Raw genomic sequence first — 16,956 nt, 5'->3', positions numbered from 1 at the left:
CATAAGAATATTGACCATCTGCAAAAATATTGGTATTCGTCAGTATTAATATTTCGAAAGCTATATATTCGGTAAAAGAAGATTTGCAGATATGCATAAAGTTACATTTGAACTTGAAAAAGACATCTTAGAAGCTAACAGAAAAATTGCCTCTGCTAATAGTAAAAGACTTGCCAAATACGGAATAAGGAGCTGCGATTTTCAAGGTGCAATAGGCTCTGGAAAGACTTCAATTATCAAAAGGTTAGCGAAAAAACTGAAATCTAAAGGCAAGAGCGTGGCTGCAATTGCAGGTGATTGCTTTGGTAAAGATGATTATAGAGAATTTAAAAAAATAGGACTCGTTGCAATAAATATCAACACCGGCAAAGAATGCCATTTAGATGCACATCTTGTAGAGCATGCCTTGGACGAACTGCCTTTAAAAAATATTGACGTTCTGTTTGTTGAGAATGTAGGCAATCTTATATGCCCTGCCGATTTCGCACTAGGCATGGAGAAAAGGGTTGTGGTAATTTCTGTAACTGAGGGCAAGAATATGATAAGGAAACATCCTGTAATATTTGGCTTAGCTGATGTGACTGTTTTGAATAAAATAGAATTGGCAGATATTATGAATGTTAATATTAAAAACCTTGAACACGATTTTAAAAAAATCAATCCACATGGAAATTTTCTATGCGCATCTGCAAAAACAGGTAAAGGTATAACTGAATTAATGAGGTATCTGGGACTGTGAAAATAATCGTTAGCGGTGTTGTGCAAGGTGTTGGCTTCAGACCTACTGTCTATAGAGTTGCTAAAGCGCTGAACTTAAGAGGCTACGTGCTAAATAAAGGCTCTGAAGTAGAAATATGTATTGATAGAGATTTAGATAAATTTTTAAATAGCTTGAAGAAGAGCTTGCCACCGATTGCTAGAATAGAAAACATAAAAATAGAGCATGCAAGCACTAGAGCTTTTAACGATTTCTTAATTTTAGATAGTGAAGATGGTGCAAGAACCTCGGCAACGCCTGTCGATACAGCTATATGCAAAGACTGCTTAAAAGAATTATTTGATGAAAGCGATCGGAGATATCTCTATCCATTCACAAACTGCACAAACTGCGGAGAACGATTTTCCGCAATTAAAAATATTCCTTACGATAGAGAAAGAACTTCTATGCACGAGTTCAAGCTATGCAAAGAGTGCAGAAAAGAGTACAAAGACCCTGCTAAAAGAAGGTTCCACGCACAAGCAATTTCATGCCCTACCTGCGGACCTAAATATACCTTTTATGAAGGAAAGAATAATTCTGCGTCGGAGAACGCAATTGAAAGATTTGCAGAGTGCATTGATGAAGGAGCTATAGGAGTTGTTAAAAGCTGGGGAGGAATGCATCTGTGCTGTAGAGCTGAAGAAATTAAAAAATTTAGAGAATGGTATAGGCGCAAGCAGAAACCGTTTGCTGTAATGGTAAGGAATATAGAGACTGCAAAAAAATACGCAATTATAAACAGATATGAAGAAGAGTTAATGACTTCGCCACAAGCTCCTATACTAATTGTAAGGAGCTGTAATGCTCACAACGATGTGCTTGAAGGTGTAGCGCCAGGTCTAGGAAACATAGGGATATACTTGCCGTACACAGCTCTTCATCACGTGCTGTTTCATTATTTAAACTCAGATGCTGTTATAATGACTTCTGCAAACATACCTGGCGAGCCTATGATTATTAGAAACGAAGACGCTTTTAGCTTGAATGCAGATTGTTATCTGTTGCATAACAGAGCTATTATTAACAGAGCGGACGATACCGTTATAAAGCCTTACGGAAAGAGCTTCTTTTTCATAAGAAAATCTAGAGGATTTATACCTAACGTTATCAAAGTACCTTATAAAGAGAACATTGTAGGGGTAGGCGCGGAAAGAGACGTTACTAGCACTTTATCAACAAACGGAAATTTATACAGCTCTCAATACATAGGCAACTCTAGATATTACGGTACTATAGAATTTTTAGAGCAGAGTATAAACCGGCTTGTTAGATTATGCAATCTAAAAAATATAGATGGGGTAGGTATCGATTTACATCCCAGATACAATACTAGAAATGTTGGTAAATTGCTTGCGGAGCGCTACAATGCAGAGCTTTTAGAAATTCAGCATCACTGGGCTCATGCCTGTAGCTTAATGCTGGAGAACCAACTAGATAGCATTGTTGCACTAACGTTGGATGGCGCCGGATATGGTAGCGACGGAACAATATGGGGTGGCGAAGTTTTAATTTCTTACTTCGATTCTTTCAAAAGAGTTGCCTCCTTAGAGCAAATCCCACTTATAGGGGGCGATGCTGTAGCTAAAGACCCTCGCAGAATAGTATTTGCAATTTTCGATAAATTAGGAAAAGAATTGTATTTCCACGGAAAAGATGCTGAGATTCTTAGAAAACTATCGAGTAAAAGTCCTGTCACAAGCTCTTTTGGCAGGATACTAGATGCGCTCTCATGCTATTTAGGTATTTGCGAAAGCAGAACTTACGAAGGCGAGCCTGCAATGAAGCTAGAGAAATATTTAGATGTAGGCAAACCAAAATATAATTTTAAAGCTGAATTGAAAAACAATACGGTTATTACAACAGAGCTTTTCAGACAGCTTAGTTATTATGCAAAAGAGTCTCTAGCTGATAATAAAAAAGCAGACCTTGCGTATTCTTTTGTAAAATCTCTTGTTGAAGCACTAGCAAGTATAGCAGTTGAAAAAGCTTACGAAAATAATATCGAGTGTATAGGTCTTACAGGAGGAGTTTCTTACAATATTCCAATTACTGAGCTATGCAGGAAATTCGTAGAAAAGGAGAGCTTAAAATTCGTTACCCACTCTACTGTGCCTAATGGCGACGGCGGTATATCAATAGGTCAGAATGTAATAGCAGGCTATAAAATTTCGAAAGGTAAGGAGCACTAAAATGGCTATAGTTGTTTGCCCTAACTGCAAGTTTAAATTTGATACAAGCTATGCGAGAGCATTTGCATGTAGAGGCTGCCCTTCTTCTTACCTTACTTGCGGATTGGTCAAATGCCCTAAATGCGGTAAAGAGTTTGAAAGGAGTTAAAAAATAAGAAATGCACGAGTTCTCTACAATGTGCCAAATTGTCAATAGCATTATGGAAGAGTTAAAGGGGAAAGATGTGAAAGTAACTGAAGTCTGGCTAGAGATAGGTGAGCTAACTTTTCTAGGCACAGAGCAGCTTAAATTCGCGTACGAAGTACTGACGAGCAATGATAACGTGTTGAAGTGCTCTAAGTTAGTTATTAAGAAAGTGAAGACTCTTGTAAAGTGTAATAATTGCAAATACAAAGGGAAAATAGAATATGTTGATGATATTGCTTTCCATTTCACCGCACCCAAATTTTGCTGTCCTAACTGCGGGGGTAAAATAAAAATTATTGCTGGAAGAGAATGCATAGTAAAAAAAATAGTAGCTGAGAAGCCCTTTTCTTTGGAAAAGAAAAGCTTTTCAGAGGAAAAGAAAAAGAAAGAATAAAATGCTCAGATATCGAGACGAGAAAATTGCGCTAAAGATAGTTTCTAAACTTAAAGCTTTGAGTTTGAATATCACAGTAATGCATGTGTGCGGCACTCATCAAGATACTCTTGTAAGGTTCGGGCTAGAACAACTTCTGAGAAACGCAGGTGCTGAGATTAGGCAAGGGCCTGGCTGCCCAGTCTGCGTTACAACCCCTAAAGAGATTGAAGAGGCTATATTACTAGCTAAAAAAGGTTTCGTAATTACGAGCTTTGGCGATATTATTAGAGTGCCTGGTATTAAATACTCACTTGCGGATACAAGAGCATTGGGCTGCAAAATAAAAATTGTCTATTCTGTAGATGACGCTATAGAGTTAGCGCGTAAAACCAATAACGAGGTAGTATTTTTAGCAATAGGCTTTGAAACTACTGCACCAAGTACTGCTAGCGCAATTTTGAATTCTCCACCTGATAATTTCTCAATTTTAAGCTGTCATCGCTTGATACCGCCTGCACTAAAAGCTATAATTGAGCTTGGCGAACTGAAACTCCATGGCTTAATTGAGCCTGGCCATGTGAGTACTGTGATAGGCGCTAAACCCTACGAGTTCATATCAAAAGACTATAAAATTCCGCAAGTAATCGCAGGTTTCGAGCCTCTTGATTTGCTTATGGCTGTATACATGCTCGCAAAACAAATAAAAAGCGAAAATCCAAAAGTAGAGATTGAGTATACGCGCAGTGTAAAATATGACGGCAACAAAAAAGCTCTAAGCATTATGAATAGTGTATTTGAGCCTTGCGACGTTGCATGGCGCGGCTTCCCTTTAATACCTAACTCAGGTCTTAAGCTAAGAGCCGAATTTGAGCGCTACGACGCACATAAAAAATTTGAGTTGCAACTTAAAGAGCTAGAAGGCATAGAACCAAAAGAGCCTAAAGGCTGTAAATGCGGCGAAATTTTAAGAGGTCTTTTAGATTCTGAAGACTGCCCTTTGTTTGGCAAGAGCTGTACTCCAGCAACGCCAGTAGGGCCTTGCATGGTTTCAAGAGAAGGAAATTGTAATATTAGATTTAGATATGGCTAGTGCAAAAATATTTATCGCTGGCTTAATATATGCTCTTTTGTGAAACTCTTACTCCTAGGCATAGGCAATCCAATACGAGGCGACGATTGCGTAGGTATAGAGATAGCGCGTAGAATAAAATCGAAAATATCAGAAACGGCTGGGTTCGAAATAGAGTTTAAAGAAGTGTGCACAACAACTCTAGATTTACTGAGTAGAATTTCAAACTATGACAAAGTAGTTATAATCGATGCTGTTAAAACAGGGAAAAGGAAAGTAGGCAGTATTTATAGGCTCAGTCCAAAAGAGTTGAACGAGCCACAACGCTACTCAATCCATAATTTCAATTTATCTAGCACTTTAAAGCTCGGTGAAAAGCTCGGGTTGAAAATACCTGAAATTGTAATATATGGAATCGAAGTAAAAGAGACTGGTTTAAAAGAAGGATTGAGCAAGGCCGTAGAAAAAGCTTTTCCTAAAGCTGTTTCTAAAATTATGACTGAATTATTGAAATGCTAAAAAAGCAAGGTGGAAAAAAATGGATAAAATATTAATGGCTCACGGCGCTGGCGGCGAGCTTATGAATGCGCTGATAAAAGATTACATACTCAAATATTTAGGCAACGAAAGTGCTGACATAGACGTACCGCTAGAAGCGCTTGACGACTCAGGAGTTATTAAAGATATTGCTCTTACTACAGATTCATACGTAGTAAAGCCCATTTTCTATCCTGGCGGCGATATAGGCTCTTTAGCAGTTGCAGGTACTGTGAACGATTTAGCTGTAATAGGCGCAAAGCCAATTGCGCTATCGACAGCTTTTGTTATTGAAGAGGGTTTTCCATTATCCGATTTCGAAACTATTCTGGCAAGCATTCGTAAAACTTCTCAAAAAGCAGGAGTGAGCATAATTACAGGTGACACAAAAGTTGTTGAAGCTGGAGCTTTAGACCAAATAATGATTAATACTGGGGGAATGGGTATAAGGAGTAAAAGTTTAGCTAAAAATATTGCCGTTATAAAGCGCTATCGACCTTTTAACAGCAAATGGCTTCTGGATTCTAATATTCGTGTGGGCGATAAAATAATAATCTCAGGCTCTATTGCAGAACATGGTATTACTATACTTTCCAGTAGGGAAGGCTATGGGTTTGAGAGTAAAGTGCAATCAGACACTGCGCCACTAAATAAAATTATCGATAAAATTCTAAATATAGGAGGTATTGTAGCAATGAAAGACCCTACTAGAGGGGGTCTAGCAAATGCCTTAAACGAATTTGCAGATAAGTCTAAGGTAGGAATATTAATTGAAGAGGATAAAATCCCTATAAGTGAAGCAGTCAGCAGCGCAGCTGAATTCTTAGGAGTTGAGCCACTTGAGATTGGTAATGAAGGGAAATTAGTAATTGGAGTAGTGAAAGAGAAGGCAGAAGAGGTATTGCAAGCGCTGAGGAAAACCAAAGAAGGGAAGGACGCAGAGATAATAGGGGAAGCGAGAAAAGACATTCGAGGCGTAGCAATGAAAACGGTCGTAGGCGGCAAGCGTATCGTTGAAAGACCTCTTGGCGACCCTGTACCTAGAATATGCTGAGAAGCAACAAAGTAGCAAAATTTTTATAAAACATAGTACGTTAATATTTTTATAATGTGTCTGGGGATACCTGCAAAAGTAGTTGAAATTCGTGGCAACAGAGCTAAAGTAGATTTTGGAAATACTTTTAGAGAAATAAATATTTCATTGGTTGATGTGAAAAAGAATGATTATGTGATTGTGCATGCAGGCTACGCTATACAAAAACTTGATGAAAAAGAAGCTAAAGAGACTTTGAGATTGTTTGATGAAATATTGGAATATGAGTAGTTACTCCGTTACTTATGCGCTAATGCTCTACCTCTTCTAGCTCCTTTTTCCTCTTCATATGCAATTTGTAGCATATTGCGGTTACAATAGCGCCTAAGACTGCTACTGCTCCTATCAGCGCAGTTCCTGGACCAACGCTCGGCGAAAAGTTTACTTCCGCGCTTTTCGTGGGCTCCGTAGCACTTTTACCAACAGAAAATTCCGAGAGCCTCAAAATGTATGTTCTATTCGGATTTGTTTTTATATGATAGTTGAAAGTTCCTGTTCCGTTTGTTAAAGAGATACTGAGATCTTTCTCAGTAGTTGAAGTTAGCTCGATAAATCTACAATCATGAGTTATTTTGATTTCGTCAACGCTGCCTGCAGTTACCGTTGATTCAAAACGATAAGTTGTGCCTTTGAAATCGCCAGGCGCATCCTCTTGATTAGTTTGGAGTGCAACTTTTTCTCCTATATTGTTTTATTAGATTGAGTTTCGGAGATCTTTTTCACTACCAAAAATAGGGTATGTGGTGAGTACTAAGGCTAAAGAGCTGAGTGATAAAATTAAAATCAGCATAAAAGCTAATACTTTTCTTGGCTTGGCTACCTTGCCTCCATTAGCACTATTATTGCCATTCATTGCCACCACCTTGCTATGTTATAGTTTGTCACGGCCTATATATATTATTTCTGGGACAGGGGGCGAACAATTTATCGACGATAAAAAATTACTTCGTTTCCAAAATCTCTATTGCTCTCTTCACCCCTTCTTCTAAATCAGCTAAAAAACTACTTAAAGCTCTGTTTGAGTAAGAAGCTCTATAAAGAATAAACAATCTCAAAATTTTCTCTTCATCAATTACTCTATACTCTTTGGCTTTGTCTTTACCTGAGGTTACAACGAGCTCTTTATCGATTAGTTTTCTCAATGCCTTTGTAATAGTAGAGCCTGACTTTTCAAGAGCTTTGCAAATTCCTACATGCCTAGAATAAGGTTTCTGCAACAAAAACAGCAGAATCTTTCTGGGTACCTTTTGTCTGAGCAGGGGTAGAATTTTCCTTTCTTCAAAAGTTACTTTACTACTAGCAAAAAATCTTCTATGCCCTTCTTCTACAATCGATACTATAACATCACTTTTCTCTAAATATTTTAAATGATGCTCAAGCTGGCCTGTCGCCATATTTAAACTTTTTTGCAGCTCCCTAAAATAAACTCCTGGAGATTTTAGAATGTGCTGAAAAATTTTCATCCTCGGCTCTAGCTCTAAAAGCTTTTTCATTTTTTTATAAATTCTTTTGCCGAAAGAAAAAGCTATCTTTATAAGGTATGAGAAAGATAATAATTTGAGAATGGTTAATGAAAAAGGGGCTATAGAGAGCGAGCTAGAGAGAATAATCTCCCTAATTCTAAAGTCAAAGGGAAAAGAGTGCGTCGTTGCAGATATTGACGAGATTCACTCTTTCAGACTGGAAGTTGAGCTTATTCAGATTCTAACCCGGGTTTATAAAATGAAAGGAATAATTATTTGTGTTAGCAGACCTGCGGGCTATTTGCAAAAAGCGCTTGCGCAGCGCGGTTTGCAAACTGAAGAGCTTTACTTTATTGATACAATCAAATGCCTTTCAGGAGCGCTTGACGAGCAAGAGGTTGCAAGCTGGGTTAAGAATACCTCCTTATTAGGCTCCCCTTTCGATGTTAATGCTATTATAAAGATGCTTAAAGCAAGGGTTAAAAAGATTAAAGCCTCAGAACATTTTATTATGCTAGACAGTATAGTGCCAATAGTGCTCTATTGGGACCCGGATAAGATTGAAGAATTTATAGGGTTGCTTAAAAAGCTGCCAAAGGAATACGGCAGCAAAGTGATCATAACAATACCGAAAACAGCTAAGGAAGTGATGAGATGAAAGAAATTCCAAAAGAAGGAGAGCTTGTGCGCATGAGCACAGGAATACAAGGCTTAGATGAGATGCTAGAGGGTGGAGCGCCTTTTCCTTCCACGCTACTTGTTGCTGGGGGCGCAGGAACAGGTAAAACTACATTTGGGCTTCAGTTCCTTTTTGAAGGTGCGAAGCGTGGCGAGCAGGGTGTTTACTTTACAACCCTATCGGAAACTCCGCAATGGCTCTTAAGATTTACATCAAGGTTTAAATTTATAGATAGAAAATATCTGGGAAAAGAAATTAGGTATGTAGATCTAGGCAAGGTTCTTACTTGGGAGAAGACCTCTCAGTCAATAATAGGTGCAATAGAGAAGGAAATGTCTGCTATAATGCCGCAAAGAGTAGTTATAGATCCTATCACTGTAGTCAAAGATAGGCTTGGTAACGAATACAGGCCTTTTGTTTTCGAGCTCTGCGCTAGACTGAAAAATTGGCAATCGCTAACAATTCTGACCGGCGAGGTCATGCCTGAAGAGCTCTACCCTCTCGAGCTTGCATATACTGTGGATGGTATTGTCTTACTTACTAATATTGAAGAAGAAGGTAGAAGAGTAAGATATCTAGAAATCTTAAAGATGCGCGGTACAGAGCACTTAACAGGAAAATATCAATTCAGCATATCTAAGAATGGGATTACTGTTATACCTGGCTTAAAGTAATCATAAGATCTAAAATTTCTTTAACATAAACAAACTTTGCTCCACACAATAAAATAAAAAACTTTTTAAGAACAAAACTTAATTATCGTTTATGGCACTAAACAAAATTGAGAAGGCTTTAATACACGCGTTATTTGTACATCTGCATCACAATATTGATCAAGTGGTTGACTTTAAAGCAATCGAACAACTGAACCGTAAAGTTAGTAGGATTTGGCCAGGAGCCTTAATAGTAGGGCCGGGAGATGATGCAGCGGTTTTTCAAATGCCTGGTATCAAAGGATCATTCGTTGCTAAAATGGAAAGCCATTGTTCTCCTTGCGTTCCAAGGCCATACGATGCAGCAGCCACCGCAGCTGGAGGAGCTATGCGAGATGTTGTAGCAATGGGAGCAAGGCCAATTTTTCTATTAAATTTTGTCGGGACCAGACCTCCAGAAGAAAAAGTAATAGTTGGTCCTTGTGGTTTCTCAGGTAAATGCAGATGTGGAAAATGTGCGGAGATGACCAGCAAAGAAAGATTAGATCTAATAATGAAAGGGATAAGAGATATGTGTGAAACAATGGGGGTTTTCATCCTAGGTGGCGGACTTTCAACTTCTTTTTCGGATATTGTACCAGCAACAGTAGTAGCAGTAATTGGAAAATTAGTTACTGAAAAATCTCTAACAAAACCTGCCAAGGCAGCTGGTGATAAAATTATTATCATTGGCGAAACCGATAACGATGGAAACGATACCTTGTTTAGGGCAGGATTGGTTAAAGAAATGCGACCAGCCATAGCTCTTTTTAAAGAGGAAATACGAACTATGCAAGCAGCTTTAGCTGCCTTTGAAACTGGTAAAATCAAAGCATGCTCAGACCTAGGGGCAGCGGGCATTGGTGCAGCGGTATGCGAGTCAGCCAGATACGGTGGCTTTGGAGCAAAAGTTAATCTAGCAAAAGTGCCTTTAAAGAGGAGTGATATTACCCCCGAAGAAATTTTAATTTGCGAAACTCAAGCGAGAATGGCTTTGCAGGTCTCTCCAGAAGATGTTGAGGAAGTAATGGAAGCTATTAAATCAAAAGACGGCATAGCGGAGATAATTGGCGAAATTACCGAAGATCAGAAAGAGATTTTTGAATATAATGGTAAAACTGTAGCAGTAATTCCCAATAAACCCTCTAAGGAAACATTAGAAGAACTAAAGTAAGAAAATTAATACGGAGCTTTTCAAAAACACTTTTTCTTTGTGCTTGTGTAGTCGGGCGACAAAAATTTAATACCCAGCAACAAATAACAACCTTGTGGCGAAAGTTTCTCTAGTAAAAGGCAAGGACAGATACCAAAATATTTTGAAGAGCTTGGTTTTGATAGAAAGCGAGCTTAAGCCCGATAACAAAAAAATATTCACTAAACCTAACTTTACCTCTGTAACTAGACAGCTAGCTGCAACTCATGTTGATGCGGTGCTCGCAGTGTTAGATTTTATCAGCAAGTTTAATGTAAAAGAAATTGTTATTGGTGAAGGCTCAGGTACTGGGGATACCTTTGCAGGGTTTAGAAATTTTGGCTATCTTAAGCTGAGGAAAGATTATGAGGTTGAACTTCTTGACCTTAACCAAGATGAATATGAATTGGTTGAAATTTTAGATGAGAATTTTAACCTCTTCAAAATAAGAGTTGCAAAAACGGTGCTAGAATTTGATTACCGTGTTTCTATCAGTCCTTTGAAAACCCATGATTTCGTTATCCTAACTTTAGGACTAAAAAATCTAGTTGTAGGCTCTGTGGTTAGTGAAGATAAAAGATTTATTCGTCAGGCTATCTCTGGTATTGCGAAACTACAGGATTGGGAAGTCTTAATGTTAATAAAATTGAGATTTTAGGTGAAAAACCGGAAGGGGTGAAAAAGAAGTTCAAATCTCATCAAACTTATGCTGAGCAACGAAATTGGAAAATAAAGAACGAGAAGGAAATTTTGAGAAGGTTAAACTCTCTTGAGTTATAGTCGCAGCCTTGTCAACTCTTATTTTGACACACTCTTCGCTTCTCACAACAAAAAATAAATATCACCTTCTACAAAGAATATAACACATGAGAAAAATACCATTTCTTATAGTGGTGCTACTACTCTTATCACTTTTCAGCTTCAAGTCTGATTTTGTAGGCTACAGCGCTGAGGGAAAGCCTAAAGTAGATGCTGAAAAAGACCTATCTGATTTGAACCTTTGTGTTTTTTTAAAAATTGATGCAAAGCAATGTCTCGAATACAACCTTCCTTCAGATCGTTATCTGATTGTTAAGGGCAAATGTTATGATTACATAGCGTGTGGGGAGTTGGGGCTGTTAACAAATCCTGGAGAGCCGTCATTACCAGGAAAGTGCTGGGTCATCGAGCTACCGAAAGGAGTTACGAATGTAACTGTCGCAGCTTTAGGAGGAAAGTATGTAGAGGTCAATGAAAGAGTTAATTTAAAACATGTGCCTAACCCGAGAATGCGAATTAAAGATTTTAGCGGAGCGACGTTTGCGCCAAGCTTAAAAAACAAGAGCTTGTCTAATTATAATTCTTCTCGCTTCTTTCCTGGAAAAATTATTTCCTATCAAATAGGCGAAGATAATTTTCATACATATCTGTACGTAAAATACTATCCTGTTCAGTACATCCCGAAAGAGAAAAAAGCGATAATAATTACCCAGGCGAGAATAGGTATAGATTACGATGAGGCGGCAAGCGCTTCTCCTCGCACAAAAGCATTAGTTAGCGAGGCCGAGTGTCTAATTATTTCTCCACCCGCACTCTACGCTGAGGCAAAAAAACTCTCTGATTTCCACGAATTGAACGAAAGCATACCAACTGCTATAGTGAACACAACGTGGATATGGATTAATTATCCAGCTGCTAGCGACCCACCTTATCCGGGATATAAAGACAACCCGCCAAACAAAGATAAGATCAAAAATTACAATTATACTTTAGCAAAGAAAATCATAGCCTTCATTAATGATACTTCTGCCCATCCGAACCTTAAGTATGTAGTGTTGTTTGGAAAAGCCTCAGATGTTCCACCAAGCTATTTTTGGTATGACGAAAACTTCTATAATTACTTCGGAAATGCCTATGGGCCCTATAATTACTGGGTACCCACAGATATCTTTTATGCATCGCCGGACTACGATCTCGTACCAAACTATCAAGTTGGAAGAATATCTTTGAATGCATCTGGCAGCGAGTACGAGTTTGTAGTAAGTAAGCTAAAAGCATGGTATGAGAACTGCTCCTACGAGTGGTTTAAGAATGTATCTCTTGTTGCTGGCAACTGCTTCGATGGCTGGGAGTTCTGGGGAGAGCTAGAAACAAGCCATTATATAAATCTAGGCTGTATGAACGGTATGACGATAAAAAAATATTATCTCACAGACAATAATAATACTCCTGAAAAAGTTCGCGGTGTGTATGCTAACGATTCTGGTTTTATATGGCATGATTCGCACGGCTCCGGTGACGAAATGTGGGACCGTACTCTGGATGGTGGCTGGATGATGCAAATCGGTACAAAAAACCTTACCCAGCTTCCTTCAAACTCTAAAAACCCTATCCTGCTCTCGCCAGCTTGTATGAACGGCGCTTTTGATCCTAATCTGATGGTGAACGATTTGTACGGCTACGTTCAACCTTATTCTTTCGGTATGGGGATTTTAAATTCTACTGCAGGTGGAATAGCATATATAGGTGGCTCCAGAATAAATTTCGGCGGCTGGGGTTTGCATTTTGAAAACGGGACTGTGGTCATAGATCAAATTGGGTACATGGACGGTATGATAGGCTACGTTATTAAAGCGTATCACGAAGGCAGTACAACGCTTGGCAATCTTACAACAAATGCTCTAAAAAACTATCTAATAAATGAGGATATGAGTTTCTGGGTCAATAAAAGGACTGTATTCGCACTTACTTTGCTTGGAGACCCAGCGCTTAAAATACCAAAACAAGAAGCTGGGAATTTTTATAATAAGCCTGCAGTAAATATTACAAACCCTACTAAGATTTGGACTGACAGTGAAGGAAATACTATCCCAATAATTGGTTTAAACGAAACGAAAATCAATTGTTCTACAAACTCAAGTAAAGTTAAAATGAAGATCATAGACCCAAGCTGGAGCACGCAAAAAACAGAAAACATCACAACTAATAACGTTACCCATTTTAGTTTTATACCTAATCAGCAGGGAGGAGTATGCATAAGATGTATTGGCGATGATGAAAAGGAAACATGGGTTTATGCTGCACCGCAAAAGCCAGGGAAGGTATTAGTTGTCGATCCTCTTGGGAAAGGGGATAGATATGGGAGGTATTATGAGCACGCTCTTAATAACAACCACTACCCATATACTTATTGGGATAAATATCTATTAGGGGTGCCTGATAACCCAACTAGCGATGAGTATCCTGTAGCGATATTCTTCACAGCTGACGCATATGGTTATGCTGTCTATCCAGAAGAAAGAGATTGGATTAAGCGGTATCTCGATAGAGGTGGGAAACTACTTATTAGTGGCCAGGACATAGGGTGGGATGCTAATGCCTACGGCTATCTTGGCTGGTTTAACACATATTTGCACGCTACCTATGACTACGATTGGGAATCAAATAGTGAAAATGTGGTAGGCGTTTCTGGCGATGCTATAGGTAATGGCTTATCTTTCACTATCACAAACGATTTGTACCCTCTGTTGCCAGACGAAGTTGGTGCGATTTCGCCAGCTACACCAATATTAAACTACACATCTAACCATGGAGGTAGTGCTTCAATCTATACTGCAGGTGTAAAATATGCTGGGAGTAACAAAACGGTTTATTTAGCATTTTCCTTTGAAACTATAAGTAGCGAAAGTACTAGAAACGAACTTCTGGAGCGCTCGCTTAGATGGCTTGTGCTGCCTGATTTCACTTTAAGCTCTGCAGATATTTCGTTTGAGCCTGAGGAGCCTGTAGAAAATACTACCGTTAAGATCAACATTACTATTCACAATTCTGCTGCAGGCAATCTCTCAGTACCAGTGCAGTTGTGGGAAGGAGAACCAAGCATCGGTAAAAAGATGGGTGAGGCAAGCGCTTCGCTGCTACCCTGGAACTCAACTAATATTTCATTCGATTGGAAAGCCACACCTAAAGGCCTCCACGATATTTATGTAACCATAGATTATGATAACGTCGTTAAGGAAGGAAACGAGACAAATAATAACGCATCTAAAACTCTTAATGTTTTAGCTGGTGAGCTCTTTACCCATAACTTTTCCGTAGGCTGGAATTTGGTTTGCATACCTGTAACTAATAATTACCGAAATGCAAAAGCTTTGATAGAGAATATTACCTGGTGTGAAGCCGTTTCCAAATGGAATTTATCAGCTCAAAAATTTGAAGTTTATAAGCTCGGCAGTGAAAATAATTTTGAGTTAGAAGCTGCTGGGGGTTACTTTGTTTATGTAACTCAAAATTCTACTCTTAATGCCAGTGGCACGCAAATAAATATTACCCCAAGTCTGGTATCCAAATGGCAATGCTTTGGAGTGACAAATAATAGTTATCCGGATGCCGAAGCGCTAGCTCAAAACATTACAGGTTGTAAAGCAGTAGCTTACTGGGATAATGCGTTGGGGAGGTTCGTCGTACATATCAAAGGCATAGGGATTAGTAATTTCTCGGTGAAACGAGGAGTAGCATATCTTATTTGGCGCGATTGACTGACAAAACTGTAGTTTTTATAATGTTGCTAACCCATTTACTACTTTATGACTTTCATAACTGAGCTTAAAGAAGAGGTAATAAAAGAGGTAGACAACTTAAAACAAGAGCTTTTTGAGCTCAGCAGATTTATTCACTCAAATCCCGAACTTGGGTTAAAAGAATACAAAGCATGTAAAAAGATTGCAGAAATTTTGAAAGTACACAAATTTAAAGTAAAAATCGGAATTGCAGGCTTACCCACTGCTTTTAGAGCGACCCGTACTTGTAAAGGCAAAGGTTATACTATTGCGTTTCTTGCAGAATACGACGCTCTGCCAGAAGTAGGGCATGGCTGCGGGCATAATATTATAGCAAGCGCTAGCACAGGAGCTGCTCTCGCGCTGAGCAAACTCATGCACAAGCTTAATGGGAAAATAGTTTTGCTCGGCACGCCCGGCGAAGAAGGCAAAGGTGGTAAAGTGATAATGCTAAAAAAAGGAATTTTTAAAAATATAGATGCAGCTCTAATGATTCATCCTTCTGACCAAACAATTGTTGCCAGGGAAGCTTTGGCTGTGCGTGAATTAAAAATTGAATTTTATGGTAGAACAGCTCATTCTGCTAGCGAGCCTGAACTTGGTATAAATGCGCTTGACGCTGTAATTCAGACTTTTAACTCAATAAATGCGCTAAGGCAACATGTGCGCGAAGATGTGCGAATACATGGTATAATAACAAAAGGTGGTGTTGCGCCTAACATCGTGCCTGATTATGCTTCTGCCCAGTTCTTGGTAAGAGCTTTGGATGACAAATATGTGGAAGAGGTGCTTGAAAAAGTTAAAAACTGCGCTTCGGCTGCAGCTAAAGCCACAGGCGCAAAATTAAGAATAACTATGGGTATAGGGTACAAAGCTAAGAAAGTAAATAAAAATTTTTACGAGCTTTTTAGAAAAAATCTGTTAAAGCTTGGTATTAAAACTAAAGCTCCTCCCAAGCACGGAGGTCTTGGCTCATCTGATATAGGTGACGTGAGCCAAGTATTGCCATTAATACATCCTTATCTAGCAATTACAAGAAAAGGCACGAGAGGTCATTCTAAAGAATTTGCAAAAGCCGCGATTTCTAAAAGAGGCTATGAAGCTTGCCTGCTCGGCGCGAAAGCGCTTGCAATGACCGCTATTGATCTTTTGACTACTAACGCTATGGAAAAAGTGAAGGGGGAATTTAGAAGAAGGTAGAACAGCCGTAGGCTCTTTTCCAAGCATAGATATTATTAGCTTCGCAAAGAGATTGGTTTTTTTGCACTCTTTTTTGTCAGCAGCACTACTCTACTGTCTTCCTTTTCCATTGCAATCCTATACCCAGTTAGAGAAGATAATTTTTCTGCAAATTCTTTTATCTTAGTATGACTCGGCATGTTTGCAAGCGCCATTCTCTGTCTTGATGAGCCGACAAACATGTATGCCTTGCATTCTATGAAATCCGGCTCTGCTAAACAGTCGAGTTTTGCATACTGCTCTTCATTGCATATATTCCAACCGTCAACTAACGTGTGTCGGATCACAGTTCTTGTGTCCAAAGAGCGCAGGATTTCAAGTGAAGCTTTGATTTTAGACCAGCCGTTTGAAATTATTGGGTTGCATAGCTTTTTGTAAATAATCTTGTTTGGAGCGGAAATTGTAATATAAAGCTGCGTTGGTAAAGGAGAGAGTTTTTCTAGCGATTCAGGCACTGTGCCATTAGTTACAAGAAATGAAGTCATCCCTTTTTTATTGCATAGCGCTATCAAAGCCCCCAACTTCGGATAAAGTGTAGGTTCTCCAGCTAGAGATATTGCTACATGGTTCGGCTCTTGCGCTTCCCTCCATAATTTCAGATTGCATCTTTCATCGCCTTTGAAGCCAGAGAGGAGCAAGCGCTGCGCCTTTATGCCCTCTTCGAGAATCAGTTCTGGCTCGTCGTATATGTGGAGATATGGCTCTGTAGCACCTTGGTACCGCCAGCAGTAGAGGCAGTTTTGAGTGCATTGGCTGATTGCAGGCGTGATCTGCAGGCATCTGTGCGACTGCATACCATAGAAAAATTCTTTGTAGCACACCCTGCCGTAGAATAATTTCTGGCGCATCCAATGACATAATTTTACTCCTGAATGCACGCCGATAATTTTGTAGTGCTGCCTCTGAAATATTTTCCGTACCTCATCATCCATACTGATAAAT

Annotated in this window: 17 protein-coding genes; 14 read left to right on the top strand and 3 right to left on the bottom strand. The window is 39.0% G+C overall.

From position 1 onward, the window contains the following. Positions 1-91 precede the first annotated feature (91 nt). The 8 genes from hypB to QMD21_01170 are packed head-to-tail and all read left to right on the top strand — an operon-like array spanning position 92 to position 6,442. Positions 92-739: a hydrogenase nickel incorporation protein HypB gene (hypB, locus tag QMD21_01205; protein ID MDI6855390.1), complete on the top strand. Its 648-nt coding sequence runs from the start codon at positions 92-94 to the stop codon at positions 737-739. Continuing rightward, the gene (gene hypF, locus QMD21_01200; protein ID MDI6855389.1) at positions 736-2,949 is read left to right on the top strand and encodes a carbamoyltransferase HypF; all 2,214 of its coding nucleotides are present in this window, start codon (positions 736-738) and stop codon (positions 2,947-2,949) included. Before hypB ends, hypF begins: the two co-directional genes overlap by 4 nt. 1 nt (position 2,950) lies before the next feature. Continuing rightward, entirely contained in the window at positions 2,951-3,097 is a 147-nt protein-coding gene (locus QMD21_01195; protein ID MDI6855388.1) for a hypothetical protein, read from the top strand. A 10-nt stretch (positions 3,098-3,107) separates the two neighbouring features. Next, positions 3,108-3,530 carry a hydrogenase maturation nickel metallochaperone HypA gene (locus QMD21_01190; GenBank protein ID MDI6855387.1) on the top strand — a complete coding sequence of 141 codons (423 nt, stop codon included), beginning with the start codon at positions 3,108-3,110 and terminating at the stop codon, positions 3,528-3,530. Between the two features lies 1 nt (position 3,531). Next, positions 3,532-4,602, top strand: a complete 1,071-nt coding sequence (gene hypD, locus QMD21_01185) for a hydrogenase formation protein HypD (protein MDI6855386.1) — start codon at positions 3,532-3,534, stop codon at positions 4,600-4,602. A 39-nt stretch (positions 4,603-4,641) separates the two neighbouring features. Further along, entirely contained in the window at positions 4,642-5,100 is a 459-nt protein-coding gene (locus tag QMD21_01180) for a hydrogenase maturation protease (GenBank protein ID MDI6855385.1), read from the top strand. Between the two features lie 19 nt (positions 5,101-5,119). After that, positions 5,120-6,172 (top strand): hydrogenase expression/formation protein HypE, encoded by a 1,053-nt coding sequence (gene hypE, locus QMD21_01175; protein ID MDI6855384.1) that lies wholly within the window; start codon positions 5,120-5,122, stop codon positions 6,170-6,172. A 54-nt stretch (positions 6,173-6,226) separates the two neighbouring features. Next, the gene (locus QMD21_01170; protein MDI6855383.1) at positions 6,227-6,442 is read left to right on the top strand and encodes a HypC/HybG/HupF family hydrogenase formation chaperone; all 216 of its coding nucleotides are present in this window, start codon (positions 6,227-6,229) and stop codon (positions 6,440-6,442) included. Positions 6,443-6,461: 19 nt separating this feature from the next. Here the strand turns inward: QMD21_01170 and QMD21_01165 are convergent, their stop codons facing one another. Together QMD21_01165 and QMD21_01160 are read right to left on the bottom strand one after the other, a co-directional pair. Beyond that, on the bottom strand, positions 6,462-6,656 hold the full coding sequence (locus QMD21_01165; protein MDI6855382.1) for a hypothetical protein: 195 nt from the start codon (positions 6,654-6,656) through the stop codon (positions 6,462-6,464). A gap of 496 nt (positions 6,657-7,152) precedes the next feature. Continuing rightward, positions 7,153-7,704 (bottom strand): hypothetical protein, encoded by a 552-nt coding sequence (locus QMD21_01160; protein MDI6855381.1) that lies wholly within the window; start codon positions 7,702-7,704, stop codon positions 7,153-7,155. A gap of 16 nt (positions 7,705-7,720) precedes the next feature. Between QMD21_01160 and QMD21_01155 the strand changes: the two genes are divergently transcribed. From QMD21_01155 to QMD21_01130, 6 genes are all read left to right on the top strand, one after another. Beyond that, a complete protein-coding gene (locus QMD21_01155) occupies positions 7,721-8,332 on the top strand; it encodes a hypothetical protein (protein MDI6855380.1) in 612 nt (203 codons plus the stop codon). After that, complete coding sequence (locus tag QMD21_01150; protein MDI6855379.1) at positions 8,329-9,027, top strand: ATPase domain-containing protein; 699 nt, start codon at positions 8,329-8,331, stop codon at positions 9,025-9,027. The genes QMD21_01155 and QMD21_01150 overlap by 4 nt, the downstream gene beginning before the upstream one ends. 91 nt (positions 9,028-9,118) lie before the next feature. Further along, entirely contained in the window at positions 9,119-10,219 is a 1,101-nt protein-coding gene (locus QMD21_01145) for an AIR synthase-related protein (protein MDI6855378.1), read from the top strand. Positions 10,220-10,313: 94 nt separating this feature from the next. After that, on the top strand, positions 10,314-10,895 hold the full coding sequence (locus tag QMD21_01140) for a DUF362 domain-containing protein (protein MDI6855377.1): 582 nt from the start codon (positions 10,314-10,316) through the stop codon (positions 10,893-10,895). Positions 10,896-11,103: 208 nt separating this feature from the next. Next, positions 11,104-14,754 carry a C25 family cysteine peptidase gene (locus QMD21_01135; GenBank protein ID MDI6855376.1) on the top strand — a complete coding sequence of 1,217 codons (3,651 nt, stop codon included), beginning with the start codon at positions 11,104-11,106 and terminating at the stop codon, positions 14,752-14,754. 48 nt (positions 14,755-14,802) lie between these two features. Continuing rightward, positions 14,803-15,975 carry a M20 family metallopeptidase gene (locus QMD21_01130; protein ID MDI6855375.1) on the top strand — a complete coding sequence of 391 codons (1,173 nt, stop codon included), beginning with the start codon at positions 14,803-14,805 and terminating at the stop codon, positions 15,973-15,975. A gap of 35 nt (positions 15,976-16,010) precedes the next feature. On the opposite strand, the gene twy1 is transcribed toward QMD21_01130, so the two are convergent. Continuing rightward, positions 16,011-16,946 carry a 4-demethylwyosine synthase TYW1 gene (gene twy1 / locus QMD21_01125; GenBank protein ID MDI6855374.1) on the bottom strand — a complete coding sequence of 312 codons (936 nt, stop codon included), beginning with the start codon at positions 16,944-16,946 and terminating at the stop codon, positions 16,011-16,013. Positions 16,947-16,956: the final 10 nt, after the last annotated feature.

This window comes from Candidatus Thermoplasmatota archaeon, assembly GCA_030018475.1.
GTDB lineage: Archaea > Thermoplasmatota > JASEFT01 > JASEFT01 > JASEFT01 > JASEFT01.
This window is presented reverse-complemented; position numbering and strand designations above follow the sequence as displayed.

Coding starts and splice junctions, on each gene's coding strand:
- hypB (MDI6855390.1), top strand. CDS start 92: ATGCATAAAGTTACATTTGAACTTGAAAAAGACATCTTAGAAGCTAAC.
- QMD21_01195 (MDI6855388.1), top strand. CDS start 2,951: ATGGCTATAGTTGTTTGCCCTAACTGCAAGTTTAAATTTGATACAAGC.
- QMD21_01190 (MDI6855387.1), top strand. CDS start 3,108: ATGCACGAGTTCTCTACAATGTGCCAAATTGTCAATAGCATTATGGAA.
- hypD (MDI6855386.1), top strand. CDS start 3,532: ATGCTCAGATATCGAGACGAGAAAATTGCGCTAAAGATAGTTTCTAAA.
- hypE (MDI6855384.1), top strand. CDS start 5,120: ATGGATAAAATATTAATGGCTCACGGCGCTGGCGGCGAGCTTATGAAT.
- QMD21_01170 (MDI6855383.1), top strand. CDS start 6,227: ATGTGTCTGGGGATACCTGCAAAAGTAGTTGAAATTCGTGGCAACAGA.
- QMD21_01160 (MDI6855381.1), bottom strand. CDS start 7,704: ATGAAAAAGCTTTTAGAGCTAGAGCCGAGGATGAAAATTTTTCAGCAC.
- QMD21_01150 (MDI6855379.1), top strand. CDS start 8,329: ATGAAAGAAATTCCAAAAGAAGGAGAGCTTGTGCGCATGAGCACAGGA.
- QMD21_01145 (MDI6855378.1), top strand. CDS start 9,119: ATGGCACTAAACAAAATTGAGAAGGCTTTAATACACGCGTTATTTGTA.
- QMD21_01135 (MDI6855376.1), top strand. CDS start 11,104: ATGAGAAAAATACCATTTCTTATAGTGGTGCTACTACTCTTATCACTT.
- QMD21_01130 (MDI6855375.1), top strand. CDS start 14,803: ATGACTTTCATAACTGAGCTTAAAGAAGAGGTAATAAAAGAGGTAGAC.
- twy1 (MDI6855374.1), bottom strand. CDS start 16,946: ATGGATGATGAGGTACGGAAAATATTTCAGAGGCAGCACTACAAAATT.